Origin of the sequence: Corynebacterium sp. HMSC074A01 (assembly GCF_001831515.1) — a bacterium.
In the GTDB taxonomy this organism is placed as follows: domain Bacteria; phylum Actinomycetota; class Actinomycetes; order Mycobacteriales; family Mycobacteriaceae; genus Corynebacterium.
Genome location: NZ_KV825623.1, coordinates 132578 through 156662, shown reverse-complemented (window position 1 = coordinate 156662; position 24085 = coordinate 132578). Strand labels below are relative to the sequence as shown.

The following is a 24085-nucleotide window of genomic DNA, read 5'->3' as shown; positions in this document are numbered from 1 at the left end:
GAGCCGCAGGACGAGTCTCCGGCTCCTGGCGACGACAAGACCACGGTTGATGATTCTGGTAAGAAGTCGGTTGATCCGACTGATGAGAAGCAGGGCTCTGGTGTGAAGGTCACCAACCCGGGTGAGGACACCAAGGTCTCTGCGAAGGATGAGGACGGCAAGGATGTTCCTGCAGTCATTAATCCTGAGACCGGTGAGATTGAGCTGACCCCGGGTACCGATGTTGACGGCCCGATCACGGTTATTGTCGAGGATCCGGATCTGCCGAACGGCAAGGCTGAGATTGAGATTCCGGTCGAGGGCCACGAGAAGGGCCGTGACGACAACAACAAGACGACCACTGCGAGCGAAGAGGATCCGCAGTACGGCGACGCGGTCACAGTGAAGCCGGGCGAGTCCAAGGATTCGAAGAAGCCGTTCGGTGAGAAGGGTGCCCCGGAGGGGACCACCATCACCAGGAACGACCCGAAGGACGCTACCGGTTGGGAGTTCACGCACGACGCCAACGGTGTGATCACTGGTCAGGCTCCGAACAACAAGGAGCTGGCGAAGCAGTTCGCTGAACTGGGTGAGAAGGACTGGAACAAGGTCGTTGAGGCCCTGACTCCGGTTGCCGAGCCGAAGGTCGGCGTCAAGTTCGAGTACGCGGACGGCTCCAAGGACGACGCGGTTGCGAAGTTCCAGCTGGTTGGCAAGGATGGCAAGTCCATCCTGGATCCGAATGGTGACGCTGACGGTGACGGTGTCTCGAACAAGGAAGAGGTCGAGAAGGGCTTCAACCCGTTCGACCAGTCCAGCAAGCCGGACGCGGGTGCGCCTGCACCGGACCAGCAGGGACCGGCTGATCAGGGCAAGTGCATCGCTTCCGCTGTGGGCTTCGGTCTGCCGCTGCTGGCACTGATCCCGATCGGTCTGGCAACCCAGCTGACCATCCCGGGTCTGACCGACTTTGTGGAGAACGTCGCCATGGATATCGAGCGTGCGAACGCTCAGATCCAGCGGAACCTGGGCATGTTCAACCCGCAGACTGCACAGGCAATGTCGCAGATGAATGCGCAGCTGCGTAAGGCAGGCCTCGACCTGGCTACCGTCGGTGCTGGTCTCGCAGTGATCGCCGCTGGCATCATCGCTGGCACGATCATCTACGACAACTGCGCACCTGCTGGCGCGAAGAGCTCGGTCAAGGTTGATTCCCTGAAGGGTTCTTCCGGTAACACCTGGACCTCCTCCAAGAAGGACGAGAAGTAAGTCCACCGAGCTCCTACTGCACTGATGCAGCGCAGTAGATAGCCTGAACGCCGGCCCGGCGCTCCCCATTACGGGGAGTGCCGGGCCGGCTTCGTTATATGCCCAATCCCACATGCAAAGCTGGTGCAACTGGGCGTTGTCCACCGCCATTCCTCGGTACACTGGTCACTGTTTATGGCAACTCAAACCAGGCCGAGTATGCGCCTGGACACGAAAGGTGGACTCATGGCGAATAGCCGCTCACTGCTCATCACCGCAGCCAAGTGCACACTCGATGACGTTGACGTTGCAGCACTCGCCGCAGCGATCGGTGTCCGCGCCGCCCGCGTCGAGGGCGACACCCTCGCCGAGGCGTACGGCCAGGAGCTACTCGCGCAGGGGGACGCGCTTATTCTCGGCAGCGGCGATTACACCTTCGACGCAGAGGTCGCCGCTGCGTACGGCGTTCCGGTTGTGCTGGTGACCCCTACTCCGGAGCAGACCGGGCACGTGGAGGAGGTGCTGGGGCAGACGGGGACGGTGCTCGCGGGCGTCGTGAAGCAAGGGGCCCTTGACGCAGAATCGCTGCAGGTAGAAGCAGATGCTGAGCCCGTCATGAGTGCCGAGGTCTTTGAGTCCTGGCTGATTGGGCGGGCGAAGGAGAACCAGGCGCACATCGTGCTGCCGGAGGGCGAAGACGACCGTATCCTGCAGGCGGCGCACCAGCTGCTGGCTAAGGACGTGGCTAAGCTGACGATTCTGGGCGACGTCGATGACATTGCTCGCCGTGCGGAGGCGCAGGGGCTCGACCTGTCCAAGGCGCAGGTGATTGACCACACGAAATCCGAGCTGCTGGAAGAGTTCGCCGCCGAGTTTGCGGAGCTGCGCAAGAAGAAGGGCATCACGCTTGAGCAGGCGCGCGAGACCATGCAGGACATTTCCTACTTCGCCACCATGATGGTGCACAAGGGCCTGGCAGACGGCATGGTTTCCGGTGCGGCGCACACCACGGCGCACACGATTAGGCCGTCGTTCCAGATCATCAAGACGGCCCCGGGTGCGTCTGTGGTCTCGTCGATCTTCCTCATGGTCATGCGCGGCCGTGTGTGGGCATTCGGCGACTGCGCGGTGAACCCGAACCCGACTGCTGAGCAGCTCGGCGAGATCGCAGTGGTCTCGGCGGAGACCGCCTCACAGTTCGGCATCGACCCGAAGGTGGCGCTGCTGTCGTATTCCACCGGTGCCTCCGGTGCGGGCCCGGACGTGGACCGTGCCGTCGCTGCGGTCGAGGCCGCGAAGGCGGCGAACCCGGAGCTGGCTGTCGACGGGCCGCTGCAGTTCGACGCGGCGTGCGACCCCGGGGTGGGCAAGAAGAAGGCCCCGGACTCCCCGGTCGCGGGCCGGGCCAACGTGTTCATCTTCCCCGACCTGGAGGCTGGCAACGCGGGCTACAAGATCGCGCAGCGCACCGGTGGCGCGCTCGCTGTCGGTCCCGTGCTGCAGGGGCTGAACAAGCCGGTCAATGACTTGTCCCGTGGCGCGACTGTGCCGGACATTGTCAACACCGTCGCAATCACCGCTATTCAGGCAGGAGCAAAGTAAATGGCATACGCACTGGTCATTAATTCCGGTTCATCCTCCATCAAGTTCCAGATCGTTGATCCGGAAGCCAGCGCCTCGGATGACCCGTTCGTCTCCGGGCTGGTGGAGCAGATCGGTGAGCAGCAGGGCCGCATCACCGTCAAGCACAACGGCCAGAAGTACGTGGTGCAGCGCTCGATCCCGGACCACAAGGTCGGCTTGGAGGAGAGCTTTAGCATCCTGGAAACCAAGGGGATCGGCCCCACCCAGCTGGACATCAGCGCGGTCGGGCACCGCGTGGTGCACGGCGGCATGGTCTTCTCCGAGCCCGAGCTGATCCTGGATCCGGTGGTGGACATGATCCGCGACCTGATTCCGCTCGCCCCGCTGCACAACCCGGCCAACATCGACGGCATCGAGGTCGCCCGTGAGCTGCTGCCGGACATCCCACACGTGGCCGTGTTTGATACGGGCTTCTTCCGTCACCTGCCGCCGGCCGCCGCGCTGTATGCCATTAACGCTGAGGTGGCAGAGAAGAACCAGATCCGCCGCTACGGCTTCCACGGCACCTCACATGAGTTCGTCTCCTCTCAGGTGCCGGCGCTCATCGATCGCGACCCGCTGCACACCCGCCAGATCGTGCTGCACCTGGGCAACGGCGCGTCCTGCTCCGCCGTGGAGAACGGCCACGCCATCGATACGTCGATGGGCTTGACCCCGCTCGCCGGTCTGGTAATGGGTACGCGCTCCGGTGACATCGACCCCGGCATCATCTTCCACCTGGTGCGTCAGGGCGGGATGACTATCGACGAGATTGACAACCTGCTCAACCGCCAGTCCGGTGTGAAGGGCCTATCTGGTGTGAACGACTTCCGTGAGCTGCGCGCGATGATCGAAGAGGAAGACGGGGACGCTTGGCTGGCGTACAACGTCTACATCAACCAGCTGCGCCGCTTCATCGGTGCGTACATGATTGCGCTCGGGCGCGTGGACGCCATCACGTTCACCGCGGGTGTGGGCGAAAATGACCAGCAGGTCCGCCTCGACGCGCTGGACAACATGGAGATGTACGGCGTTAAGGTTGACCCGGAGCGAAACGCGCAGCCGAACGACGGCCCGCGCATCATCTCCACGGACGATTCCACCGTGAAGGTCCTCGTCGTGCCGACGAACGAGGAGCTGGCAATCGCGCAGAAGGCGAGCAGGATTGCCAAGCAGCTTGCCTAATTGAAGCGCTGAATGCCGGCCCGGATGTGATCTGTTACGCAGTCGCCCGGGCCGACATTGCGTTTTGGGTACCTGGCGGTAGAGTAAGGAATAGATGGGCAAAACCTTGTAACCACATGAATGGCCGAGGTGTGCCCTAACCCACCCCCGCGGGCTGCAAGCGCACGGGCGATCGAAGGAGGGCCACGCATGGGCAGCACTGGAAGGCGCACCACCGTACGCCGGGGGGTCACGCTCGCCGCATGCGCCCTCGGAGCCTCACTGGTTATTGTCGGCGTCGAGCCGATCGCGGCCCCGCAGGCGCTGCCCACAGCGGAGGCCGCGCCCTCACGTTTTTCGCGCTCGGACGCAGAGCGCACGAATATCACCTGGGACACGCTGCGCCCCTCCTTCGGCGGTGCCGCCTCCGCGGAGCCGGAGGTGCGCGGGTCCGGCATCCTCGGTGCGCTTGGTGTAGTTGGTACCCCGCAGGCGTGGTCGCTGGGCGAAGGGTTCACGGTTCCGGAGGGCTGGGACGTCGTGCTGGGCTCCGACGGCAGCCTGGAGGTGACCCCGCCGCACCCCTTCACCGCGGAGATGGTCGACGAGTTCGACGTGCCGGTACACGTGGACTTCGCGGACGGCTCAGTCGGTGAGTATTCCGCGCACGTCGAGCTGGCGGACGAGCCGTACCTGATTGCCCCAGGCGACAAAACCTACTGGTCCGGCAGGCTCATCCTGCCGCTGTACCTGCGTGCCGTGAACGTGCCCTCTGGCGCGAAGCTGGAAATCGACGGCCTGCCGGACGGGCTGTGGACCACCGTGCAGGCACCCGGCGTGAAGCACAGCGTGTACTACTACGTCAACGGCCGCCCGCAGGGGACAGGGGAGTACCCGGTCACGCTGCGCGTAGTGGACCGAGACGGCAACCTCGTGGTCAACGGGGCAGGCCCGCTGGAGAGCCGCTTTACCATCACCTTCCGCGACCCGGCTGGCCTGGAGGCAAAGGAAGCGGAGCTGGCCGAGAAACCGGACGCGCCGCTTGCTCCGGGGGAAGATGTGCGGATCCCGCTGGAGCTGGATGACGCGGCCTCGGTTGAGGTTGACGGGCTGCCGGAAGGCCTGGACTTCAACGGCGAGGAGCGCGTGATCGAAGGAACGCCTGCGGAGTCCGGTACCTCGCACGTGACTGTCGATGTGATCACGGAAGACGGCGAGCGCTACGTGGACAACTTCGACCTGGTGGTTGAGGGGGAGGAGCCTGAGCCGGAGCCAGAGAAGCCGGTGGAGCCTGTCGACCCCGAGGAACCGGAGGAGCTGGACCAGTTCGGCTGGGATGAGCTGGAGGTCGCCGCCGGTGCCGAGGACGCCTTCGAGCCGACGCGCGCGGAGCCGGGCGTGGTCGTCTACGCCACCGCCGGCGCGCCGGACTGGGTGACGGTGTTTCGTGGTGGCCAGGTGTACGTGCAGCCGTCGATAAGCACTGCCCCTGGGGTGTACGAGGTGCCGGTGGCGACCTCGAACGGCGAGCACGACGTGATCCGCGTCCGCGTGGTCGAGGCGGCCAACGACGCGCAGCGCTTCACGCCCACCTACACGGTGGCCTACGTGCGCGCGGGCGGAAAGGCCACGTCAGCGCCGCCGCGTGCCACCTTCACGGTGAACAACTCCGCCTTCAATAATGAGCCGCTGCCCGAGGGCACGCGCTTTGAGGTCGCAGGCGAGGACGTGAGCGTGGACGAAAACGGCGCGGTCACCTACACCGCGCCGCTGGATGCGCCGGTGGGTGAGCCGAAGTTGGTGGACGTGGACGTGCTCTACCCGGACGGGTCGAGCGAGCGTACCGTCGCGCACTTCGAGGTGCTGAAGGCGCGGGCCGCGCAGCTGTATGCGCCGGCGTACGTCGATAAGCAAGCGAGCACGGGCGAGACCGTCACGGTGCGGCAGACCAACGCGGACGTGCCCGCGGACACGGACTTCAGCCTGGCGCAGGACACGACGCTGCGGGGCTGGGACGTGCGCGTGGACCGCGAAACTGGCGAGGTGGAGGCCACCGCGCCGGAGGACCCCGCGCCGCTGGAGGTCACAGTGATCGCCACCTACGCGGACGGCTCGGAGGCGGAGGTGCCCCTGGTCATCGGCGTGCGTGAGCAGGCGTCGATGGCGCAGGAAACCGACCTGCACTACGACGCCGCCTACGCGGACGCCCAGGGCAACATCACGATCAAGCCCAGCGGCACGGTGCCCGAGGGCGTGGCGTTTACGGCTTCCGGTGCCGTGCCGATGACGCTGGACGTCAACGAGCACACCGGCGAGATCACCGCGCGCTTGCCCGAGGACGCGGCCCCCGGCACCTCGTACACGGTCGGCGTGCGCGCCGAGTTCCCGGACGGGTCCGAGACCTCGCTGGACGCGGTGCTGACTACAGACTCGCTCGCCCGCCACGCGGAGATCACCTGGGAGCCGTTCGTGCTGCCCACGGGTGAAGTGGCGGTGACTGCGCAGGCGGACGGCGTGCCTGCAGGCACCCGGTTCGCGCTTGCCTCCACGTTCGCGGGGCTGGCTTGGCCCGCGAGCGTCGACGAGTCCACCGGTGAGCTGACCGTGTCCGCGCCAGCCGGAGCCAAGCCGGGCGACAGCTCGAACGTGCAGGTCAAGGCCACGTTTAGCGACGGCTCCTGGCGCCTACTTTCCACCCAGGCGACCGTCGTCGCGGCGATGTCGGGGGCCGTGCCCACCGACTTCGGGGCCGCGCAGGTGCGCCCGGGCCAGTCCGCCACGATCACGCCCGAGTTCAAGGCCACCGCATTCTCCCTGGTGGAGGCGGTGCTGGGGTTGCGCACGCGGATCGACGAGGCTACTGGCGCGCTGACCGTCGAAGCGGTCGACGGCGCAGAGCCCGGCGTGCGCAACGTGAAGGTGCGCGTGACTTTCGCGGACACGACCGAGGCGGTGACGAATGCGACGGTCACGGTGTTGCCGTCGGCAAGCGAGAATGGCTCCGCTGGTGCGCCGGCGCAGGTGACGGACGCGACCATCACCGCGCGGATCCTCGCGTTTGTGCTCGGCGTGCTTGCCGCGACCGGCGGGATCGGTTTCGGGCTGTACCAGAACCGGGAGTTCTTCCGGACCTTCCTGGCCTTTCCACTGCGTTAGTCTGTGGTGGATACTCGATCGTTTCGCACCGCACGCCGAAAGGGGATGAGCATGCGCGCACACACGTTGCCGGCACTCGTGGTGGCCACCGCGCTCGGTGCGGCCTGCGTGAGTAACCCCGGCGTGGCGGAGGCGAAGATCACGCCGCACAACTACTCCGTTGAGGTCACCACCGGCGCGGAGGGCGGCTTCCACACTGTGGACGCGAGCAAGGGGCGGGTGTCGTGGCTGTATTTTGGTCACACGAACCCGTCGATAAGCGTGCTGCAAAACGCGCTCTACATTGACGCGGCCGCCGGCGGTGTGCCGGTGACGTACGCGGCCAACGAGACCGACGTCGCGCACTCGTCGGTGGACGGCGTGGACACGGTCACCCTCACGCATGTCGACGAGCGCGCGCAGGTCAAGATGGTGCGCACCTTCCGCGTCACCGCGGACGCCGTGGACGTGGACGTGCAGCTGCACAACCTGGGCGAGGCGGCCCGCGAGCTGTCGGTCACGCTCGCGCACGGCACCCTCGACCGGACCCGGCAGTTGATGGTCACGCGCGACGGCGACGTGCTCGACGTGGCAATCGGCGACGCCTACACGCTTCAGGCCGACTTTTCCGGCGCGGCCCGGCTCGGCGCGGGCGCGGACCGCGAGGCCGCGGTGCAGGACGCGGCGCGCGGCACGTGGACGGCGGGCTCACGGGAGGCCCGCTACCAGGCCGGCGAATACGCGCAGGCAGTCGCGCCGGGGGAGCACCTCACCGCGCACCTCAAGCTCCGCGGCCAGGCTATCGCCGCGCTTAACGACGCCGACGGCGACGGCTTCCCCGACCGCTGGGAACTCGAAGGTTTCACCACCAACGGCGGCACCGAATTCCCCCTCAACGTCTGGGGCGCGGACCCCCAGACGCCGGACCTGTTTTTGCAGCTGAACTGGATGAAATCCGAGTGGGAAACCCTCGGCTGCGCCGACCGCACCCACTACGCGCCCACTCCAGACGACTTCGCGGCGTTCACCGCCTGCTCGCGCGCGAACACGAACACCTACGAGCCCTCCCGCGCGAGCCTGAACCAGCTGGTCAAGGTCTTTGAAAAGCAGGGCATCCGCCTGCACATCGACGCCGGTGAGCACTACACCAACATCCCCGGCTACACCACCCACCACGGCGGGCCCACCGAGGACTACGCGCAGTACTTCTTCGGCGACGGCGACACCCCGAGCGTGCCACCCGGTCTCAAGCTGCTGCAGGAACGCGACCGCCTCCTCGGCCCGCGCGCGGACGTCTTCCGCGTCGGCATCATTGGCGGGCAGCAGTCGCCGGGCAACTACTCCTCGGGCACCGGCCTGGTCCGCGACGGTGCCTTCTTCGTGTCCAAGAACGACCTGATGACCTCGCAGGAGCAGGTACGCAACAGCATCCTGCACGAGTACGGACACAACCTGGGCCTGACACACTCCGGCGCGTACAACGTGGAGCGCCCCGACTCGGACTACGTGCCGAACTACCAGTCCGTGATGAACTACCTCTACCAGTTCGCCTACTTCGACTACTCGGACGAGCCCTCGCGCCCCGACCCCAGCGCCCCGCTGCCGCGCGCCTGCACGGATACCGACATCCACTGCTTCGACGGCGACTACAACATCGCCCCCGACTGGCGAAACGTCGAACTGGTCAACGGCCGCGTCGGCTCCGCCGAGGGCCGGGCGGGCACCAGCACCGCGGGCGGCTCCACCGGCACCGATCCGGCACCCGAGCACCCCACCGACCCGGAGCACACCAACCAGAGTGAGGTCACCGTCCGCGACCTGGAGAAGAACGCCGCCCAGTTCAACAACGGCAAGGCAGGCTTCCGAGTCCTCAAAGACCCCACCGACCCCAACGTCATCGTGGCCAACCGCACCGACTCCACCGTCAAAGTCGAGCTGTCCAATCTGGGCCTGCGCCCCCACCGCTACCGCGTCGAGGCCACCTACCCGGGCGGCACCTGGTCCGACACGGTCGAAGTCGCCTCCGCGCTCTCCGACACCTCCAAACTCCCCCTCTCCATCCCCATCACCAACACCGCCGGCTACACCCAAGCCACCATGCCCATCCAGTTCCGCGTCTACAACGAAGGCGGCCGCCTCGTCGCCGACGAGACCCAGGAGTTCTCGGTGCTCACCTACACCAAGGCACAGATGCAGTCGCTTATCGACGAGCTCACGCGCACCAATTCCCCCCTCCTCGCCCAAGCCCAAGACGCCTTCGGCTCCCCCGACCCCGGCCACGGACGCCCCACCTCCACGCCGGTGCCGACCCGCCCCAACGACGCCCTGACCACGCCCACCCGCGCACCGGGCGTGACCGACCTCGGCCCTGCGGAGCCTACGGGTGCGCCTTCTTCGCCTACGAGTGAGCCCACGCCTGCTGCGCCGGCTGCGCAGGGCTCGAGCACAGCCGGGATCGCCATCGGCGTTATCCTGGGCTTGCTCGCGGTGCTGGGCCTCGGCGCGGGCGTCGCGGCCCAGATGGGGCTGCTCTAACCTGCCTGGCGGCGCCAGTCTTCGCCGGAGACTGGGCGGGAGTGTGTGGCGGGGGTGAGTGGGGCGTCGAGAAGCGAAGAGTGCTCCTTCAGATCGAGGATCTCGCGCACGACCCGCTCCTCATTGCGCAGCAGCTCGCGCGGCGTGACGCGGATGACGTCGTAGTGCTGCATGCGGATCCAGTTCTCGCGCGCCAGCTGCTCGAGCGCGGCCGCCTGCCCGTTGTCCGCGAATTGTGTGTCGCCGTCGACCTCGATGACCAGTTGGCCCCACAGCAGGTCTGGGCGCGCGTACCGGCCGATCCACATCTGCTCCGCCGCCTCGACGCCGCGCTGGCGCAGCACCACGCGCAGCAGCGACTCGTACGGCGACTGGGATTTCGTCGAACACCAGGTCAGCGCCTTGCGGGCGTGGGCGATGCCGCGCTTGCCCGCGAGCCTGGCGACTGCGTCTTCGAGCTCGGCGCGGATGCGTTCGTGCTCGTAGGGTTTCGCCTGGTAGAAGAGCGAGTCCATCGCGACGACGCCGTGGCGGATCCCGTGCAGTCGCGCGATGTCGACGGCCGTGCGTGCCGACGTCGTCGTGCGGATGGTGTCGCCTGCGCTTGAGGTGAACGTGTAGGAGTCGGTCTTGGGAATGCGCATCGAGTGGTACTTCACGCCCCGGGGCCACTGCGCCTTCCAAGGTGCCGGATGAGCCGGATTGGCCAGCGTCACCTCGGCCTCGGGTAAAGGCAGCGTCCAGATACCGTTCACTACTGCGGCCGATCTGCCCACCAGCACCGCTGTGTGCGCCGCAGCCCCTGCCGCATATGCCCGCAAGAACTCCCGCTCATACGGCTTAAGCGGCTCCCAGTCCGATTCCGCGATGAACTTTGAAGCAGAAAGCTTCCTACAAGCGAGCTCGTCAGCCTTTCCGGGCCGAATTAGAAGCGCGACTAGCGCACGTCTATCCATAGTTACCCCCAGTATGTTGTCGTACGATCCCCCGATCGCACTCTGCAAGGAAGTGTAGTGGCTGGCAAGGGGGCTGGCCACTGCATCGGGCTAGGTAGCGCAAGTTGGAAGTCGTTTATGGCCCATTTGGGCGGGACTTGCGAGGTGCAACTTGCGCTGTTTGCGGGTGGGACGGGACGGCGTATTGCTGCAAGGCCGTTATGGTCGCACTTTGCTGGGGCGGGCCACTGCATCGGGCTAGGTAGCGCAAGTTGGAAGTCGTTTATGGCCCATTTGGGCGGGACTTGCGAGGTGCAACTTGCGCTGTTTGCGGCAAAGCAGCGGACAAGCCGCAGAAAACCCCCAACCCCGTCAGAACCACGTCGCGGGCCGCACCTTGTTCGCCATGTCCACGAGCGCGAAACGGTGCTGCGCGTACGGCGCGACGCGCGCCTGTTCCCGCAGCGTGATGGCCAGGCCGCGGCGGAGTCCGCGGAGGCTGAAGGTGTATTCGAAGAGCGGCATGGTGGAGTCGGCGCGCTGCATGCCGTTGGCGCGCAGGTAGGTCAGGGCGGCGCGCAGGACGAACACCTTGATCTGGAGGAAGCGGGGTTCTGTGTTGGGGATCTGGTCGAGGCGGCGGGCGGCGCGTCGGATGCGGGATTCGGTGAGGTCGCCGGAGACGAGGCAGAGGATGGAGGTGAGCTGGGCCATCCGGTAGTGGCGTGAGGAGTTGGGGACTTTGTCCAGGGCGGCGATGGCGAGTTCGACTTCGCCTTCGTTCATGAGTTGGCGGGCGAGTCCGAAAGCGGAGGAGACGGTGGTGGGGTTGGTGACCCAGACCAGGGAGTACAGGCGCATGGAGTGGAAGCGCAGCATGGCGGGGTCGTCGGTGACCAGGTCCCAGTTCTCGGACATGAGGCCGCGGTCGTGGAGGTCTTCGAAGACGGCGTTGTCCACGTCGTCGAGTTTGGTGCGGAGTCCGGCGGAGGCGCGTGCGAGGGCGTCGTTAAGCAGTTGCTCCTCGTGGAGGCCGGCTTGCTGGAGCAGAAGCTCGTCGACGGCGGCGATGGCGAGCTTGGGGGCGGGCTCGCCGGGCAGGAAGCTTAAGACGCGGGCGAAGTCGCGCTGGGCTTCGGGGAAATCGCCGAGCAGGGTGTTGACTACGCCGAAGTACCAGTAGAAGCGCCAGTTGCCGTCGAGGCGGGTATGCATGCTGGCGAGCCAGGTTTGCGCTTGCTCGGTCAGGCCAAGGTCGAGCATGGAGCGGACCACCCCGAAGGGGATTTCCAGCGATTGTTGGTACTGGTCGGACTGCATGGCTTGGCGCAGCGTCTCCAGGGTTTCCTGCGGTTCGGAGTAGGAGGAACCCTGGAGCATGCCGGCGCCGACGTCGTCGCGGTTGATCAGCGGGGTGGGGAGTGCGGAGACGACTTCCTGTGGGGTGATCTCGACGGTGCGTGTGATGCCGTCGATAAGCTGATCGGTGCGGAAGACCAGGTGCTTCGTGCCGAAGGTGGTGCGCTGCGGGGAGAACTGGGACTGTTGGGCGGGGAAGGTGCGGCCGTCGCGAATCGCGAGCACCTCGCGCAGCACGCCGAGCAGCTGCGCCTGCAGGTCCTGCACCGAGCTGTAGCGGTGCGCGGCGACGGGGTCGCAGCAGCGGGCGATGACGCGGTAGAGCGAGATGTAGCGGCGGAACAGCGGTTCCTGGGTGGGCGTGGGGATGCCGTGCTGGTACACGCCGTCTTTCTGCGGCAGGTCGATGACCAGCGCGGCGAGGGTGCGGCCGATGGTGTAGATGTCCGAGTGGATCGTGGGGCCCTCCGTACCGACCTCGGGCGCCTGGAAGCCGCGCGTGCCGTAGATGTAGCCGAAGGCACCGATACCGGAGACCGCGCCCAGGTCGATGAGCTTGACCTGGTCCTCGGTCACAATGATGTTGTCGGGCTTGAGGTCGTTGTACACCACGCCGCGCGAGTGCAGGTAGCCAAGCGCGGGCAGGATCTCCAGGATGTAGCCGATCGCCACGTCCGGCGGCAGCGTGTGGTCGGGCTGGGCGTTGCGCTGGGCTCTTAGCGACGGCCCGCCCACGTACTCCATCACAATGAACCCGCTGGGCACACGGGGATCGTCGATGAAGTTGAAAATCTTCACGATGCCGGGGTGCGTAATGTCCGCCAGGAACTCGCGCTCCGCGGCGGCGGCTTCGGCCTCGTCCGGGTTCTCCTGCGAGTGCAGGCCCTTGAGCACGACGACGCGTTCGGAGACGTTGTGGTCTTCCGCGAGGTAGATCCAGCCGAGTCCGCCGTGGGCGATCACGCCGAGGATCTCGTACTGGCCGGCGACGATATCGCCCGGGTGCAGCGTGGGCGCCGGAATGCCCTTCTCCACCTCGGCGGGGCGGGGGTCTTTGAGCGCCGTGCGGGGTTGGGTGGGTTCTACCCAGGGCAGCTCGACCATGCCGTCGGCCACCATGCGGTTTTCGCGCCGGGTCCCGCGCAGTTCGCGGAAGGTGTCCAGGGCCTGCCTGCGGGAGCGCGAGGAGGTGTCCTCCTTGACGGAGCCGCGGCGCAGGTCGTCGAGGTCTTTGAGCAGGCCCGCCATCTCGCCGAGCTCGGAGAAATCTGTACCGTCTGAATCTTCGTCCGCGAACGGGTCGAAGGGCACGGCTTCGGTGCCCGGCTCATCGTCCGCGAAGGGGTCGTACGGGACGGCCTCGGTGGCGGGACCGGTGGTGTCGTCGCGCTTGGTGGGTTCGGTCACTGCTCCTCCTCGCGGTACATCAAGGGCGGCGGGGTCGGTTCGGCGAGCGAGTCGCCGAGCCACTGCTGGTGCATGCGGGTCCACGTGCCGTCGCTGCGGATGCGCTCGATGGTGCTGTTGACGGCGCGGACTAGGTCGTCGTGGCCTTTGGGGATACCGACGGCGTAGAGCTGGCGGGCGAGCGAGTCGGGCAGGATTTCGGCGTGGGGGTCTTGGGCGGTCATGCCGGCGAGGATGGCGTCGTCGGCAAGCACAGCATCGGCCTGGTACTGCTGGGTGGCCATGAGGCAGTCGGACCAGGAGCGGGTGCGCAGCACCTCGGATTCGGGCGCGACGGTGCGCGTGAGGTTGAGCAGGTTGGTGCCGTCGACGATGCATACGCGCTTGCCCGCCAGCTGCTCGATGGTGTGGATGCCGCGGTCGCGTGGGGTGAGCACGCGCACGTACGAGATCATGTACGGGGTGGAGAAGGCGACCTGCTGGGTGCGCTCCTTGGTAATCGACATGGTACGGATCACCACGTCCACCGCGCCCGACTGCAGCATTTCGGAGCGGGAGGCAGACTCCACGAAGCGGAAGTCCACCTTGTTCGGGTCGCCGAGGATGTCCTCGGCGATCTCGCGCGCGAGGTCCACCTCGAAGCCGCGCAGGTCGCCCGCGGCGGTGTCGCGGTAGGACAGCAGGTACTGCGACTGGTCAATGCCCACGAGCAGGCGGCCGCGCTCGCGGATCTTGTGCAGCGCCCCGCCGATCCCGTCCTCTTCCTCCAGGGGCGCGAGTGAGCCGGGCCAGTCGAAGTCCGCGCTGGAGAACTCGCCCGCGGGCGGGACGCCGGCCGGATCCACGATCGCGCCGGGCGGCAGCGGCAGGCCCTCGTAGGTCAACGGCGGGTCCTCCGGCGGCGTGGGTGGGGCACTTGGTGCGCACCCTGCGCAGCCCGCGAGCAGCAGTGCACTTCCCAGAACCATGGCTACGTTTTTCATCACAGATACTCCGCAATCCGGTGACGAATTCCAATCCAAATGCACAGCACCGCCAGCAGCGACAGCAGCGCCACCGCGCCCGAGACCAGCCGGGTCGCGTCGAGCGAGGCCGTGATGTACTCGCGGGTGGACACGCGCGAGATGGCGATGAGCTCCTGCAGGTTTGCGTCCAGCTGCCGGTAGGCGGTCGCGCCGACCTCGCCAGCAACCGAATCGGCACCCTCATCCCCTGGCTCCTGCCCGGTCAGCAGCACGACGGCCTCCTGGTACTGACCGTTATCAATCGCGGACAGCAGCGCGGTGTGGTTGTCCCGCCACTCGGCGAGCGCGACGTGCGCGGAGGTGATCAGCTGCTCGGTCTCGCGAGAGGCCTCGCTGCCGTGGCGCTCCGAGTGCTCCGCGAGCACCACGTTGGTCGCCTGCAGGGCGTCGACGATCTTCTCGTGTGTGGCGTCGAAGGAGCGCGAGGACTGGGCAACCGACTGGCGGCGCAGCAGGGCGAAGGTTTCGTCGGTGCGGGCCTCCTGGGCGTCGATGCGGGCGTCGGTCAGCTGCTCCCAAGGCTCTGCAGCGCGAGCGAAGCCGACAAAGCCGGACTGCCACAACTGCAGGTTGGACACGCTCACCCACATCACCGCCACCAGCATGGACGCGGTCGCGACGAGGAAGCCCTTGTTCAGGCGGCGGCGGAAGGTGCGCCAGAGCCACCACTGGGCGGCGACGAGGAAGATCAGGGCGGCGAACAGCCCGGACAGCGGCACGAATTGGGGCGCGGACAGGCGGGCCATCTCGCGGGCGACTTGGCGTTGGGTCAGGGTATAGAGGCGGTCGGCGTCGTCAAGCATCTGCTCCCTCATGATGCCCGAGGCCTCCGACATGTACGCCACGCCGACGGGGTTGCCCATGCGCTGGTTGACCAGGGCGCGCTCCATCAGCGCAGAGTAGATGGGGATGTGGCGCTGGATGGAGGAGACCAGGTCGATGATCTCCTCGCTGTCTTGGGCGCCATCGGCCTCGACGGAGCCACGGTAGACGTCGTTGGACGCGGTCACGGCCCGATCCAGCGAGGCCAGGTAGAGCGCCCGCTCCTCCTTGGTCAGCATGCCGGGCTGCACGAAACCGGTGGTCGCCACGGTGTCGGCCTGCGACAGCGAGGTAAACAGCAGGTGCGCGGAGTTGCTCATCGGCTCGGTCGCGGTGACCAGCGTGTCCAGCGAGTCCTGCCGCTTCGCCATCGAGGAACTCATCGCCATACCGGCGGCGAGCAGCGCGAGCGTGAGCACCAGCATCATCGCGACGAGCTTGCCCGGCGTGGTAGCCACGAAACTTGCGCCGCGCCGGGCCAGGCGGGCGGGCCCGGTGACGTAGTCGCGCATGACCATGCGGAACGTGCGGCGGGTTGGGGTGCGTTCTAACTCGTCCAACCACGCGTCGTCGGGCGTCGGCGCGGGGCCTCGCTGCACGTTCTGGGACATTCCCCAAGAATAACGTGTCTCGCTACAGTGGGTGGCATGCTTGGCGACGGAAACGGATGGGTCTTCGGCCCCAATGGCGAAAAATACTGGGGAAAGTTCGGTGCCGCAGGCCTCTTCCTGCAGGCAGGAGACAAGATTCTGTTGCAGCACCGCGCCGCGTGGACGGCCCAGGGGGATACGTGGGGAATCCCCGGCGGTGCCCGCGATTCGCACGAAACCGCCACCGAGGCCGCCCTGCGCGAGACGGTGGAGGAGTGCGGCATCGACCCGGCACACGTCACCCCGGTCAAGGAGGTCGTGACTATGCGCGTGCCCGGCTGGAGCTACACCACCGTGCTGGCCCGCACGGTCGATGGGGCCCCGCTGCCGACGGTGGCGAACGAGGAGAGCGAAGAGCTTCGTTGGGTTCCGCTGGACGATGTGTGTGAACTGCACTTGCACCCGGGGTTCGCTGCCGCGCTGGAGGGGCTCATCGGGCATACTTGTCCGCATGATTGAAGTTCAAGGACTGACCAAACACTACGGTCCGGTCCGGGCGGTCGATGACCTCACGTTCAGCGTGAAACCGGGCGTGGTCACCGGCTTCCTGGGCCCCAACGGGTCGGGCAAGTCCACCACCATGCGCATGATGCTGGGCCTGGACACTCCCACGCAGGGCACCGCGCTTATCGACGGCGCGCCCTACCGCAACCTGCCACAACCCACCCACCGCGTGGGCGCGCTTCTCGACGCCAAGGGCGTGCACCCCAACCGCACGGCCCGCAACAGCCTGCTGTGGCAGGCACAGGCCGCGGGGTTGCCCGCCAACCGCGTCGATGAGGTCCTCGGCCTCGTGGGCTTGAGCGATGTGGCCGACAAGCGGGTCGGCGGCTTCTCGCTAGGCATGGGCCAGCGCCTCGGCATCGCCGCAGCGCTGCTGGGGGACCCGGAGTACCTGATCCTGGACGAGCCGGTCAACGGCCTGGACCCGGAGGGCATCCGCTGGGTCCGTGGTCTGCTGCGAGGGCTCGCCGCCGAGGGGTGCACGGTGTTCGTCTCCTCGCACATCCTCGCCGAGATGGCGCAGACCGCCGACAATCTCGTGGTGATCGGCCGCGGCAAGCTGGTCGCCGACACCTCGGTGGCCGAGTTCATCTCGTCCAACTCCGCGGTGACGACCCTGGTGCGCACAGCGGACGAGGCAGCACTCGAGCGACTGGCCGCCGCGCTGGGTGAGACGCGCCGCGGCGTCGACGGGGCGCAGCGCCCGATGCTGGAGGTCCCCAACACGGCGAGCGACGAGGTCGGGCGCATCGCCTTCGAGGCGGGGATCCAGCTTGCCGAGCTCACCGAACGTCACGCCTCGCTCGAGGACGCGTACATGCACTCGACCGAGGGCCACGCCGAATACACCGCACCGGAGGGACGCCGTGCTTAACCAGATCAACGCCGAATGGACCAAACTGCGCACCACCCGCTCCTTCTGGGTGTCCACCATCGTGGCGCTGGTGCTGTCGCTGCTCTACGGCATCCTGGTCGGCTGGTCCTCCCAGCTCGGCGCGATGCCGTACGCTCCGCTGATGACGGTCTCGATCGTCGCACTGACCCTTTCCATCATCACGATGGTGCAGGCATCCATGACGGTCACCACCGAGTACCGCTTCGGCATGGCCAGCACCAACTTCCGCATTGTGCCGAAGCGCTGGCAGCTGGCCTGTTCCAAGGTGCTGCTGGGCGCGGCCCTTGCCTTTGTGATCGGGCTGGTGAGCATGGTGCTTGCGCTCATCGCAGGCGACCTGACCGCCAACGTGCCCGCCAACTGGGCGACGAACAACTTCACGCAGCGCGCGCTGTGGGCCGTGCCGCTGGGCCAGGCGCTCATCGTGGTGCTGACCCAGGGCGTGGGCTGGCTGGTGCGCAACACCGCCGGCACCGTGGTCATCGGGCTCGGCCTGTTGCTGGTGGCAGAGAACATCATCCGGATCCTGCCCAAGATCGGCGCAAAGGCGGCCGAGTACCTGCCTTTTGGCAACCTGATGAGCTTCATGCTTAACCAGCCGGGCGCGCACGAACTGTGGGCGTCGTTTGTCATCTTCTGCGTGTGGGCCGTCGCGCTGTGGGTCATCGGCGTGGTGGTGCTGCACAAGCGCGACGCTTAAAAGTTACTGCAGGGCGGAGGTCAGCTTCATCACGTTGTCCACGTACCGGCGGTACCAGGGCCGCCGGTTCCACCGCTCTGGCGTGAGCTCGCGGGAGACTGCAAGGTAGTTTTCCGCGAGCTTTTCTAGATCCTGGATCAGCGAGCCAGCCGTCACAAACAGGCTGGACTCGTAGTTGAGGGAGAACGAGCGGATGTCCATGTTGGAGGAGCCGACGACGCCCACTGCCTCCGCCGTCTGCGGGTCCGCGAGCGCGAACTTGGTGTGCAGGATGTACGGGGCGGGGAATTCCCAGATGTGCACGCCGGCCTCGAGCAGCTGCTGGTAGTAGGAGGACTGGGCGTGGTTGACCATGAACTGGTCCGCCTTCTCGCTCACCAGCAGGTCGACCCGGATGCCGCGGTAGCAGGCCGTCGTCACAGCCTCGAGGAGGGATTCCTCCGGCACGAAGTACGGCGAGCACAGGATCAGATGCCCGCGGGCGTGGTGGATCAGGGAGTTGAAGCTGCGCAGGTTCGGCTCCGTCTGATACCCCGGACCCGACGGCAAGAGCTGCATGAGGTTGACGTCCTCGTTATGCGGGTTGGGCAGGGGAGCGGGCGCTTTGAGCTCGATGAGCTCGCCGGATTCCGTGTACCAGTCCACGGCGAACAGCGACTCCATGGAGGTGACGATGGGCCCCTCCAGCTCGATGAAGATGTCCACCCACTGCCTGCCCGCCTGGCGGTGGTTCGGCATGAGGTAGCTGCGGTCGATCAAGTTGAGTGAGCCCAAAAAGCCGACGCGGCCGTCAATGACCACGAGTTTGCGGTGATTGCGGAGGTCCGGTCTGCGGAAGCGGCCGCGCAGCAGGTTCAGCGGCAGCATGAGGTGCCAGTCGATGCCTGCCTTGGTCAGCTTGCGCTTGAGTTTGCGGAACTCGGGGTACTTCATTGACCCGATGTGGTCGAAAAGCAGGCGGACGTGGACGCCGCGCTTGACTGCCCGCTCCATCGCCTCGAAGACGGGGGCGGTGGTTTGGTCCCACGCCACGGCGTAGATTTCGACGTCGACGTAGGAGGTTGCTTCGTCGATAAGCGAGGCGAGCCGCTGCATCACCAACTCATAGTCTGCCCAGGTGTGGCGCACGCGGCTGTACTGGGCGGGGAAGCCGGTGAGCTCGCGGTTCAGGCGCAGCATCGACGCGACGTCGGTAGAGAGCTGCGCACCGCGCGGGTAGTCGGGCGTATCGGTGAAGATGTCGTTGAGCAGGTCGGTGGCCTGGCGCTGGATGCGGTGGCGGCGGCGCGAGACGAGGGTGGAGCCCATGAGCAGGTAGAGCGGCAGGCCCACGATCGGCAGCAGCAGAATCAGCAGCAGCCACGCGTTTGCCGACGACGGGCGGCGGTTCTCTGGCACGATACCGATCATGACGAACTTGATCGCGTAGTCGATGGCCATGGCCACCAACTGCCAGTAGGAGACGTCAAACGAGAAACTCATCGCACTTGATCGTAGTCCAGCCCACGGGTGTCATAGTCCGCGATCACGGGCGCGTGGTCGGAGGCACCGGTGCCGCGGCGCTCGTCGGCGTCGACCCACACGCGGGTGGCCAGCGCGGCGAGCGGGGCGGTGGCGAGCTGGAAGTCGATGAGCATGCCCTCGTTGCGCTGGAAGCGGGCCGACTTGTAATCCCAGAAGGAGTAGAGCTCCTCGTGCTCGAGCTGGGTCAGCCCGGTCTCGCAGAGCATCTGGAAGGCGGCGCGCTCCGGCTCGGTCACGTGCGTTTTGCCGTCGAACCAGTCGATGTCCCACACGTTCTCGTCGCGCGGGGCGATGTTGAAATCGCCGGTGAGCACCTGCAGCTCGCCCGGGCGCACCGTGTCCTGCAGCGAGTAGAGGAACTGCAGCTTGTAGTCGTAATGCGGGTCGCCGATCTCGCGGCCGTTGGGCACGTACAGGCTCCACACCTCGACCCCGCCGCAGTTCGCGCCGACCGCGCGCGCCTCGCGCACCGGCTCGCCTTTTTTGGCAAAGCTGGGCTGGCGCTCGAAGTGGTCGCGCACATCGCTCAGGCCCACCCGCGAGGCAATCGCCACGCCGTTCCACTGGTTGTAGCCCACGTGCGCGACCTCGTAGCCGGCGTCGTTGAACGCGTCGTAGGGGAATTTCGCGTCGGCAGCCTTCGTCTCCTGCATGGCCAGCACGTCGACCTGCTGGCGGTCGAGGAAAGCGACGATGCGCTCGGTACGGGTGCGCACCGAGTTGACGTTCCAAGTGGCGATTCGCATGCCACCACTGTAGCTATGCTTCTCGACGCCCCGTAGCCCTAACCCACCAACCGGGCATAACGATGACGGTGATGCTCAATAAAGCCCAGCTTGTGGTACATATCCAGCGCGATAGTGTTGCTCTGGCGGCAGTGCAGGTACGCCGCCTCGGCACCCTGCGACGCGCCCCAGGCAAGCAGCTGGCGGGTCAGCTGCGTGCCCAGCCCCTGGCGGCGGCAGTCCTCGGCGACCTCGACGGCCGAGTATCCGAGCCAGGTACGCCCGTCGTCGGATTCCGTCAGCGTCGCGCGCGTCACCGCGACCGTCCGGCCATCCCGGATGAGCTGGGCGAAGGCGAGTTTTCCATCGATGTTGGCGGCGAGATCCAGCACCGCGTCCTCTGGCAGCGGGGTGCCGCGGAAGTGGTACATGTCCAGCCACTCGTCGGTGGGGTGGGCATCCACGCGCAGCTGGGTGCCGGTCGCTGCGGCTGTGTCGGGTGCTTCACATGCGGCCGTCATCACGAGGATCTCCTCGCCCAGCTCCCAGGCGTCCGGGTGGCGCTCGATCAGCCGCAGCGCAGGCTTGCCGATGCGCTCCGGCACCAGCAGCTGCAGCGGGACGTCGTGGGCGTCGTAGAACTTCCGCAGCGCGTCGAGCGGCACCGGCTGCAGGGAAGCGGAATGCCCGACCGGGGTAGCCGAGTTTGAACGCTCGGCGATCTCGGCGCCGGTGCGGGCGAGCCAGCCGTCGATAAGCAACTGCTCCTGGCCCGGGAAGGCGCGGGCGGTGGCGGCTTCGATGGCGCGGATGTCTGAGTTGCGCACGGTGCGCGGCGATAGCTTCTTGATGATGTGGAGGTCCGTAATCTCCACCGCGTCTTTAAGCGACGGGAAGCCGCCGACCTCCTGCGGGCGGATGACCAGCGGGTCCAGGCTGAGGACGTGCCCGATGACGTCGCTGGCGTGCTCGCCGCGGCGCTGGCGCACCACGACGCGGTCGCCGACGGCCACCTCGTCGGAGCGGAAGATGCGCGACATTAGGCGGGGCGACGAACCAGGAATGCGCCGGCCAGCGTCAGCAGCGCCGCGAGCACGATCAGGTTGCGCATCGGCGTACCCGTCTCGGCCAGGTCGCCGTCGCGGGTCTCCTCCGAGGTCTCGGTGGTGGAGGTGGTGCTGGACGTGGTGCGCGTGACCGTCGAGGAGCTCGAGCTGGCCGAGGTCGTGCGGTTTTGCAGGATCGCGGTCGCCGAGGTTGTCTCCTCCGCAGTCCCCGTCGTCGTTTCCGCTGGGGCGGTTGTGGAGGTGGGCGTGGTGGTCGCGGTGCCTGTGTCGGTGTTAGTCGTGGTCGACTCGGTGTTGGTGGTCGTCGACTCGCTGGTGGAGGACGTCGGGCTCGTGGAGGTAGTCGTCGAGCTCTCCTGCATCACCTCGGCGCGGTAGTAAGGCCGCGGCTCCTCCGGGGTGGTGACCTCGGTGGTGGTTGGCTCGGAGGTTTCCTCGGCCTCTTCCTCGCCCGGCAGGCCGAAAGCGATGCGCTTGTCGCCCTGCTCGGAACGCTCGATCGCGTCCGAAGCGGTGGTGCCCAACAGGCCGCCGAGCCCGCCGATGACGCCCGGGAGGTAGACGGCCTCGTCGTCGCCGAGGACCTCCTCGCGCAGGTCGCGGACCGTCGCGCGGTCCTCGCGGATCGCGTCCTCCGTCTTGGCGAAGGCCTTCTTCTCCTGCTTAGTCAGCTCGCCGTCCGGAGCGTTGTCCTTCGCGTCCTCGCGGAGTGTGCCGAGCTCGTCGGCGGCGTCGATAAGCTCGGTGCGCCACTCTTTCAACGTCTCACGGTAGGCGTCCTGCGCGGCGACCAGTGCCTCCTCATCCTCGGCTTCCTCGGCGGCCTGGATGTCCTCCAGCTGCGTCTCGAGGGTGTCGGTGTAGGAGTCGTGGAGCTCGTGGACGTCGATAAGCAACTGCTCCACTGGCTCCTGCGCCCACGCGAAAGGCGCGGACAACGCGACAATGAGCGTGCCGGCGGCGAGAGCTGAAGAAGTACGCATAAAACCCTTTCCCGACTGGCCTAGTGGCCGAACGGATCCTCATCAGTGCCCGGCAACCAGGTCCGGCCAGGCTCGGTCCAACCGTTCGCCTTAATCGCGCGCTTCGCCTCGCGCTTGTAGCGGCCAGTCAACACATCGGTATACACCTTACCGTCAAGGTGACCCACCTCGTGCTGCAGGCAGCGCGCGAAGAAACCCGTGCCCTCGACCTCGACCGGGTTACCGTGCTCGTCGAGGCCAGTGACCTTGGCCCAATCCGCGCGGCCGGTGGGGAAACCCTCGCCCGGCACGGACAGGCAGCCCTCGTCGTCCTCGCCGTCATCGCGCGGCATCGTCTTCGGGATCTCACTGGTCTCCAACACCGGGTTGATCACCGTGCCGCGGCGCATCTCGTCCCCGTCCGGGCAGTGGTACACGAAAAGGCGCAGGTCAACGCCCACCTGGTTGGCGGCAAGGCCGACGCCGTTGGCGGCATCCATCGTCTCGTGCATATCCGCGATCAGCTCCTGCAGCTCCTCCACGGGCTGAGTCACCTCGCGGGTGGGGTTGTGCAGGACAGGGTCGCCGTAAATCACGATGGGTCGAATCGTCATGCCTACTATATTAAGCATGCCTGCGACCCTTTCCGACTCCGACCGAACACTCCTCGATTTCGAAGCCGGCGCCCCGCGCAGCCTCGGTGCGAAGGAGGAAGCGATCCGGCAGGAACTGGGGCTCACGCCGACGCGGTACTACCAGCGGTTGAACCTGTTGCTGGAGTCGCCGGAGGCGTTGGCGTACGCGCCGCAGCTCGTGCGGCGGCTGCGGGCTTTGCGAGAGCGGGGGTGAGTGGGGGTGCGCGGGGAGAAATGCCAAATATGTTCTTAGTAAGACCGTTTTGGTGAGTGAAAAGGGAGGTGAGGCTGATGAGACTTTCTGTCGAGCAGATCGCTAGCGGGTTCGGGGCAGATCTCAACGCTGTGCGACGAGCTGTCGACCAGGGCGTCGTCGAACTCGATTCAGCTGGAACCCTGAGCCTTATGCTTGCCCAGGCACTTTCACGATTCATTTCGGAAGAATTCAAGGAAATGTTCGGCTCTGAGGCTACTTTCCTTGGGGACGGACTCGTGTATTCCACGGTCTCTATCTTTGACCGGGGAAAGGTGGCGTTTGCCGGTTTGAGCCTTATAGGCCCCAGCAATCTCGGAATCGTTGCGGGAGGCCGAGAGCTGTTCCAAGTAGAAAGCCTTGAGGATCTTTACGAGGCTGGTGTGACCGACATTTCTGAAGAGCTTGCAGAATACGGGTTCGTGATTCGCCAGAAGAACTTGGATGAAATGCAGGCTCTCGCTGACGCGTACATGCTGGGAGACGCCCGCGTGCAGCAGGCGGTCAGGGATCGTCTGCTGGCGGGCTCTCGCTCGACGGCGTAGTTGCGTTCGTCGGCGTGTTTTCTGCTGTTGCTTCTTCCGCAGGGGCGGAAGTTTTGGTACCCGGGAGATGGGCCCGCTGACTGTCTGACTCTCGGGGATGGTGGGGTGGTGCCAGCGCTGAGACCGCTGATTGCTGCTATCCGTACAGCTTGGGTGGAGTGCCACCACCTGGAATGAACCGGTCCTACCTATATCGGACGTTGGAACCCAATGCTCCCATCTGACGAGTGATTGGGGTCCAAATGGAGCTAGCTCCATTTGGCTCTGCGGCGTTGAGAAAACGCCTGGTCGCGTGTCGGCGGTCCTTCTAAATGGAGCTAGCTCCATATGGGTCTGCGCTGGATGCAAAACCGCAGGTGGTGTGTCGGCGGTCCTTCTAAATGGAGCTAGCTC

Annotated in this window: 19 protein-coding genes; 10 read left to right on the top strand and 9 right to left on the bottom strand. The window is 66.3% G+C overall.

Annotated features, from left to right (window positions below; translation table 11 throughout):
• The 5 genes from HMPREF2550_RS12295 to HMPREF2550_RS08640 all read left to right on the top strand — a co-directional run.
• Nucleotides 1-1248: hypothetical protein (locus tag HMPREF2550_RS12295; protein WP_210400222.1), on the top strand; the 1248-nt coding region annotated here is incomplete at its 5' end.
• A gap of 225 nt (nucleotides 1249-1473) precedes the next feature.
• Nucleotides 1474-2829: a phosphate acetyltransferase gene (pta, locus tag HMPREF2550_RS08655; protein ID WP_070790700.1), complete on the top strand. Its 1356-nt coding sequence runs from the start codon at nucleotides 1474-1476 to the stop codon at nucleotides 2827-2829.
• Nucleotides 2830-4035: an acetate kinase gene (locus tag HMPREF2550_RS08650; protein WP_070790699.1), complete on the top strand. Its 1206-nt coding sequence runs from the start codon at nucleotides 2830-2832 to the stop codon at nucleotides 4033-4035. It abuts the gene before it with no gap.
• Nucleotides 4036-4224: 189 nt separating this feature from the next.
• A complete protein-coding gene (locus tag HMPREF2550_RS12565; protein ID WP_070790698.1) occupies nucleotides 4225-7170 on the top strand; it encodes a Rib/alpha-like domain-containing protein in 2946 nt (981 codons plus the stop codon).
• A 51-nt stretch (nucleotides 7171-7221) separates the two neighbouring features.
• The gene (locus HMPREF2550_RS08640) at nucleotides 7222-9684 is read left to right on the top strand and encodes a zinc metalloprotease (protein WP_070790697.1); all 2463 of its coding nucleotides are present in this window, start codon (nucleotides 7222-7224) and stop codon (nucleotides 9682-9684) included.
• Here HMPREF2550_RS08640 and HMPREF2550_RS08635 read toward each other — a convergent pair.
• The 4 genes from HMPREF2550_RS08635 to HMPREF2550_RS08620 all read right to left on the bottom strand — a co-directional run bounded on the left by HMPREF2550_RS08635 (nucleotide 9681) and on the right by HMPREF2550_RS08620 (nucleotide 15843).
• Entirely contained in the window at nucleotides 9681-10328 is a 648-nt protein-coding gene (locus HMPREF2550_RS08635; protein WP_210400221.1) for an endonuclease domain-containing protein, read from the bottom strand. The two genes, HMPREF2550_RS08640 and HMPREF2550_RS08635, sit on opposite strands and share 4 nt — an antisense overlap.
• Before the next feature lie 663 nt (nucleotides 10329-10991).
• A complete protein-coding gene (locus tag HMPREF2550_RS08630; protein WP_070790695.1) occupies nucleotides 10992-13385 on the bottom strand; it encodes a serine/threonine protein kinase in 2394 nt (797 codons plus the stop codon).
• Nucleotides 13382-14353 (bottom strand): glutamate ABC transporter substrate-binding protein, encoded by a 972-nt coding sequence (locus HMPREF2550_RS12470; protein ID WP_246817516.1) that lies wholly within the window; start codon nucleotides 14351-14353, stop codon nucleotides 13382-13384. The genes HMPREF2550_RS08630 and HMPREF2550_RS12470 overlap by 4 nt, the downstream gene beginning before the upstream one ends.
• A gap of 14 nt (nucleotides 14354-14367) precedes the next feature.
• Complete coding sequence (locus tag HMPREF2550_RS08620; RefSeq protein ID WP_070790694.1) at nucleotides 14368-15843, bottom strand: hypothetical protein; 1476 nt, start codon at nucleotides 15841-15843, stop codon at nucleotides 14368-14370.
• 36 nt (nucleotides 15844-15879) lie between these two features.
• On the opposite strand from HMPREF2550_RS08620, the gene HMPREF2550_RS08615 reads away from it, so the two are divergent.
• Genes HMPREF2550_RS08615 through HMPREF2550_RS08605 form a run of 3 tightly spaced genes read left to right on the top strand, consistent with a single transcriptional unit; the run spans nucleotide 15880 to nucleotide 17981 of the window.
• Nucleotides 15880-16341 (top strand): NUDIX domain-containing protein, encoded by a 462-nt coding sequence (locus HMPREF2550_RS08615; RefSeq protein ID WP_070790693.1) that lies wholly within the window; start codon nucleotides 15880-15882, stop codon nucleotides 16339-16341.
• Complete coding sequence (locus HMPREF2550_RS08610) at nucleotides 16334-17260, top strand: ABC transporter ATP-binding protein (protein ID WP_070790692.1); 927 nt, start codon at nucleotides 16334-16336, stop codon at nucleotides 17258-17260. Before HMPREF2550_RS08615 ends, HMPREF2550_RS08610 begins: the two co-directional genes overlap by 8 nt.
• On the top strand, nucleotides 17253-17981 hold the full coding sequence (locus tag HMPREF2550_RS08605; protein ID WP_070790691.1) for an ABC transporter permease: 729 nt from the start codon (nucleotides 17253-17255) through the stop codon (nucleotides 17979-17981). The genes HMPREF2550_RS08610 and HMPREF2550_RS08605 overlap by 8 nt, the downstream gene beginning before the upstream one ends.
• A gap of 3 nt (nucleotides 17982-17984) precedes the next feature.
• On the opposite strand, the gene cls is transcribed toward HMPREF2550_RS08605, so the two are convergent.
• From cls to HMPREF2550_RS08580, 5 genes are read right to left on the bottom strand one after another with little or no spacing between them, the layout of a single operon-like run.
• Nucleotides 17985-19463, bottom strand: coding sequence for a cardiolipin synthase (gene cls, locus HMPREF2550_RS08600; RefSeq protein ID WP_070790690.1), 1479 nt, complete (start codon nucleotides 19461-19463; stop codon nucleotides 17985-17987).
• On the bottom strand, nucleotides 19460-20251 hold the full coding sequence (locus HMPREF2550_RS08595) for an exodeoxyribonuclease III (protein ID WP_070764400.1): 792 nt from the start codon (nucleotides 20249-20251) through the stop codon (nucleotides 19460-19462). The genes cls and HMPREF2550_RS08595 overlap by 4 nt, the downstream gene beginning before the upstream one ends.
• A 38-nt stretch (nucleotides 20252-20289) precedes the next feature.
• Nucleotides 20290-21270: an N-acetylglutamate synthase, CG3035 family gene (locus HMPREF2550_RS08590; RefSeq protein ID WP_070790689.1), complete on the bottom strand. Its 981-nt coding sequence runs from the start codon at nucleotides 21268-21270 to the stop codon at nucleotides 20290-20292.
• Complete coding sequence (locus tag HMPREF2550_RS08585) at nucleotides 21270-22280, bottom strand: hypothetical protein (RefSeq protein WP_070790688.1); 1011 nt, start codon at nucleotides 22278-22280, stop codon at nucleotides 21270-21272. The genes HMPREF2550_RS08590 and HMPREF2550_RS08585 overlap by 1 nt, the downstream gene beginning before the upstream one ends.
• A 20-nt stretch (nucleotides 22281-22300) precedes the next feature.
• On the bottom strand, nucleotides 22301-22873 hold the full coding sequence (locus tag HMPREF2550_RS08580) for a peptide deformylase (protein WP_070790687.1): 573 nt from the start codon (nucleotides 22871-22873) through the stop codon (nucleotides 22301-22303).
• Nucleotides 22874-22889: 16 nt separating this feature from the next.
• Here HMPREF2550_RS08580 and HMPREF2550_RS08575 point away from each other — a divergent pair, with 16 nt between their 5' ends.
• Both HMPREF2550_RS08575 and HMPREF2550_RS08570 read left to right on the top strand, forming a co-directional pair.
• Nucleotides 22890-23108, top strand: coding sequence for a DUF3263 domain-containing protein (locus HMPREF2550_RS08575; protein WP_141760573.1), 219 nt, complete (start codon nucleotides 22890-22892; stop codon nucleotides 23106-23108).
• A gap of 77 nt (nucleotides 23109-23185) precedes the next feature.
• Entirely contained in the window at nucleotides 23186-23692 is a 507-nt protein-coding gene (locus HMPREF2550_RS08570; protein WP_070790685.1) for a hypothetical protein, read from the top strand.
• Nucleotides 23693-24085 lie beyond the last annotated feature (393 nt).

Coding starts and splice junctions, on each gene's coding strand:
- pta (WP_070790700.1), top strand. CDS start 1,474: ATGGCGAATAGCCGCTCACTGCTCATCACCGCAGCCAAGTGCACACTC.
- HMPREF2550_RS08650 (WP_070790699.1), top strand. CDS start 2,830: ATGGCATACGCACTGGTCATTAATTCCGGTTCATCCTCCATCAAGTTC.
- HMPREF2550_RS12565 (WP_070790698.1), top strand. CDS start 4,225: ATGGGCAGCACTGGAAGGCGCACCACCGTACGCCGGGGGGTCACGCTC.
- HMPREF2550_RS08640 (WP_070790697.1), top strand. CDS start 7,222: ATGCGCGCACACACGTTGCCGGCACTCGTGGTGGCCACCGCGCTCGGT.
- HMPREF2550_RS08635 (WP_210400221.1), bottom strand. CDS start 10,328: ATGCGCATTCCCAAGACCGACTCCTACACGTTCACCTCAAGCGCAGGC.
- HMPREF2550_RS12470 (WP_246817516.1), bottom strand. CDS start 14,353: ATGGTTCTGGGAAGTGCACTGCTGCTCGCGGGCTGCGCAGGGTGCGCA.
- HMPREF2550_RS08620 (WP_070790694.1), bottom strand. CDS start 15,843: ATGTCCCAGAACGTGCAGCGAGGCCCCGCGCCGACGCCCGACGACGCG.
- HMPREF2550_RS08615 (WP_070790693.1), top strand. CDS start 15,880: ATGCTTGGCGACGGAAACGGATGGGTCTTCGGCCCCAATGGCGAAAAA.
- HMPREF2550_RS08610 (WP_070790692.1), top strand. CDS start 16,334: ATGATTGAAGTTCAAGGACTGACCAAACACTACGGTCCGGTCCGGGCG.
- cls (WP_070790690.1), bottom strand. CDS start 19,463: ATGAGTTTCTCGTTTGACGTCTCCTACTGGCAGTTGGTGGCCATGGCC.
- HMPREF2550_RS08595 (WP_070764400.1), bottom strand. CDS start 20,251: ATGCGAATCGCCACTTGGAACGTCAACTCGGTGCGCACCCGTACCGAG.
- HMPREF2550_RS08590 (WP_070790689.1), bottom strand. CDS start 21,270: ATGTCGCGCATCTTCCGCTCCGACGAGGTGGCCGTCGGCGACCGCGTC.
- HMPREF2550_RS08585 (WP_070790688.1), bottom strand. CDS start 22,280: ATGCGTACTTCTTCAGCTCTCGCCGCCGGCACGCTCATTGTCGCGTTG.
- HMPREF2550_RS08580 (WP_070790687.1), bottom strand. CDS start 22,873: ATGACGATTCGACCCATCGTGATTTACGGCGACCCTGTCCTGCACAAC.
- HMPREF2550_RS08575 (WP_141760573.1), top strand. CDS start 22,890: ATGCCTGCGACCCTTTCCGACTCCGACCGAACACTCCTCGATTTCGAA.
- HMPREF2550_RS08570 (WP_070790685.1), top strand. CDS start 23,186: ATGAGACTTTCTGTCGAGCAGATCGCTAGCGGGTTCGGGGCAGATCTC.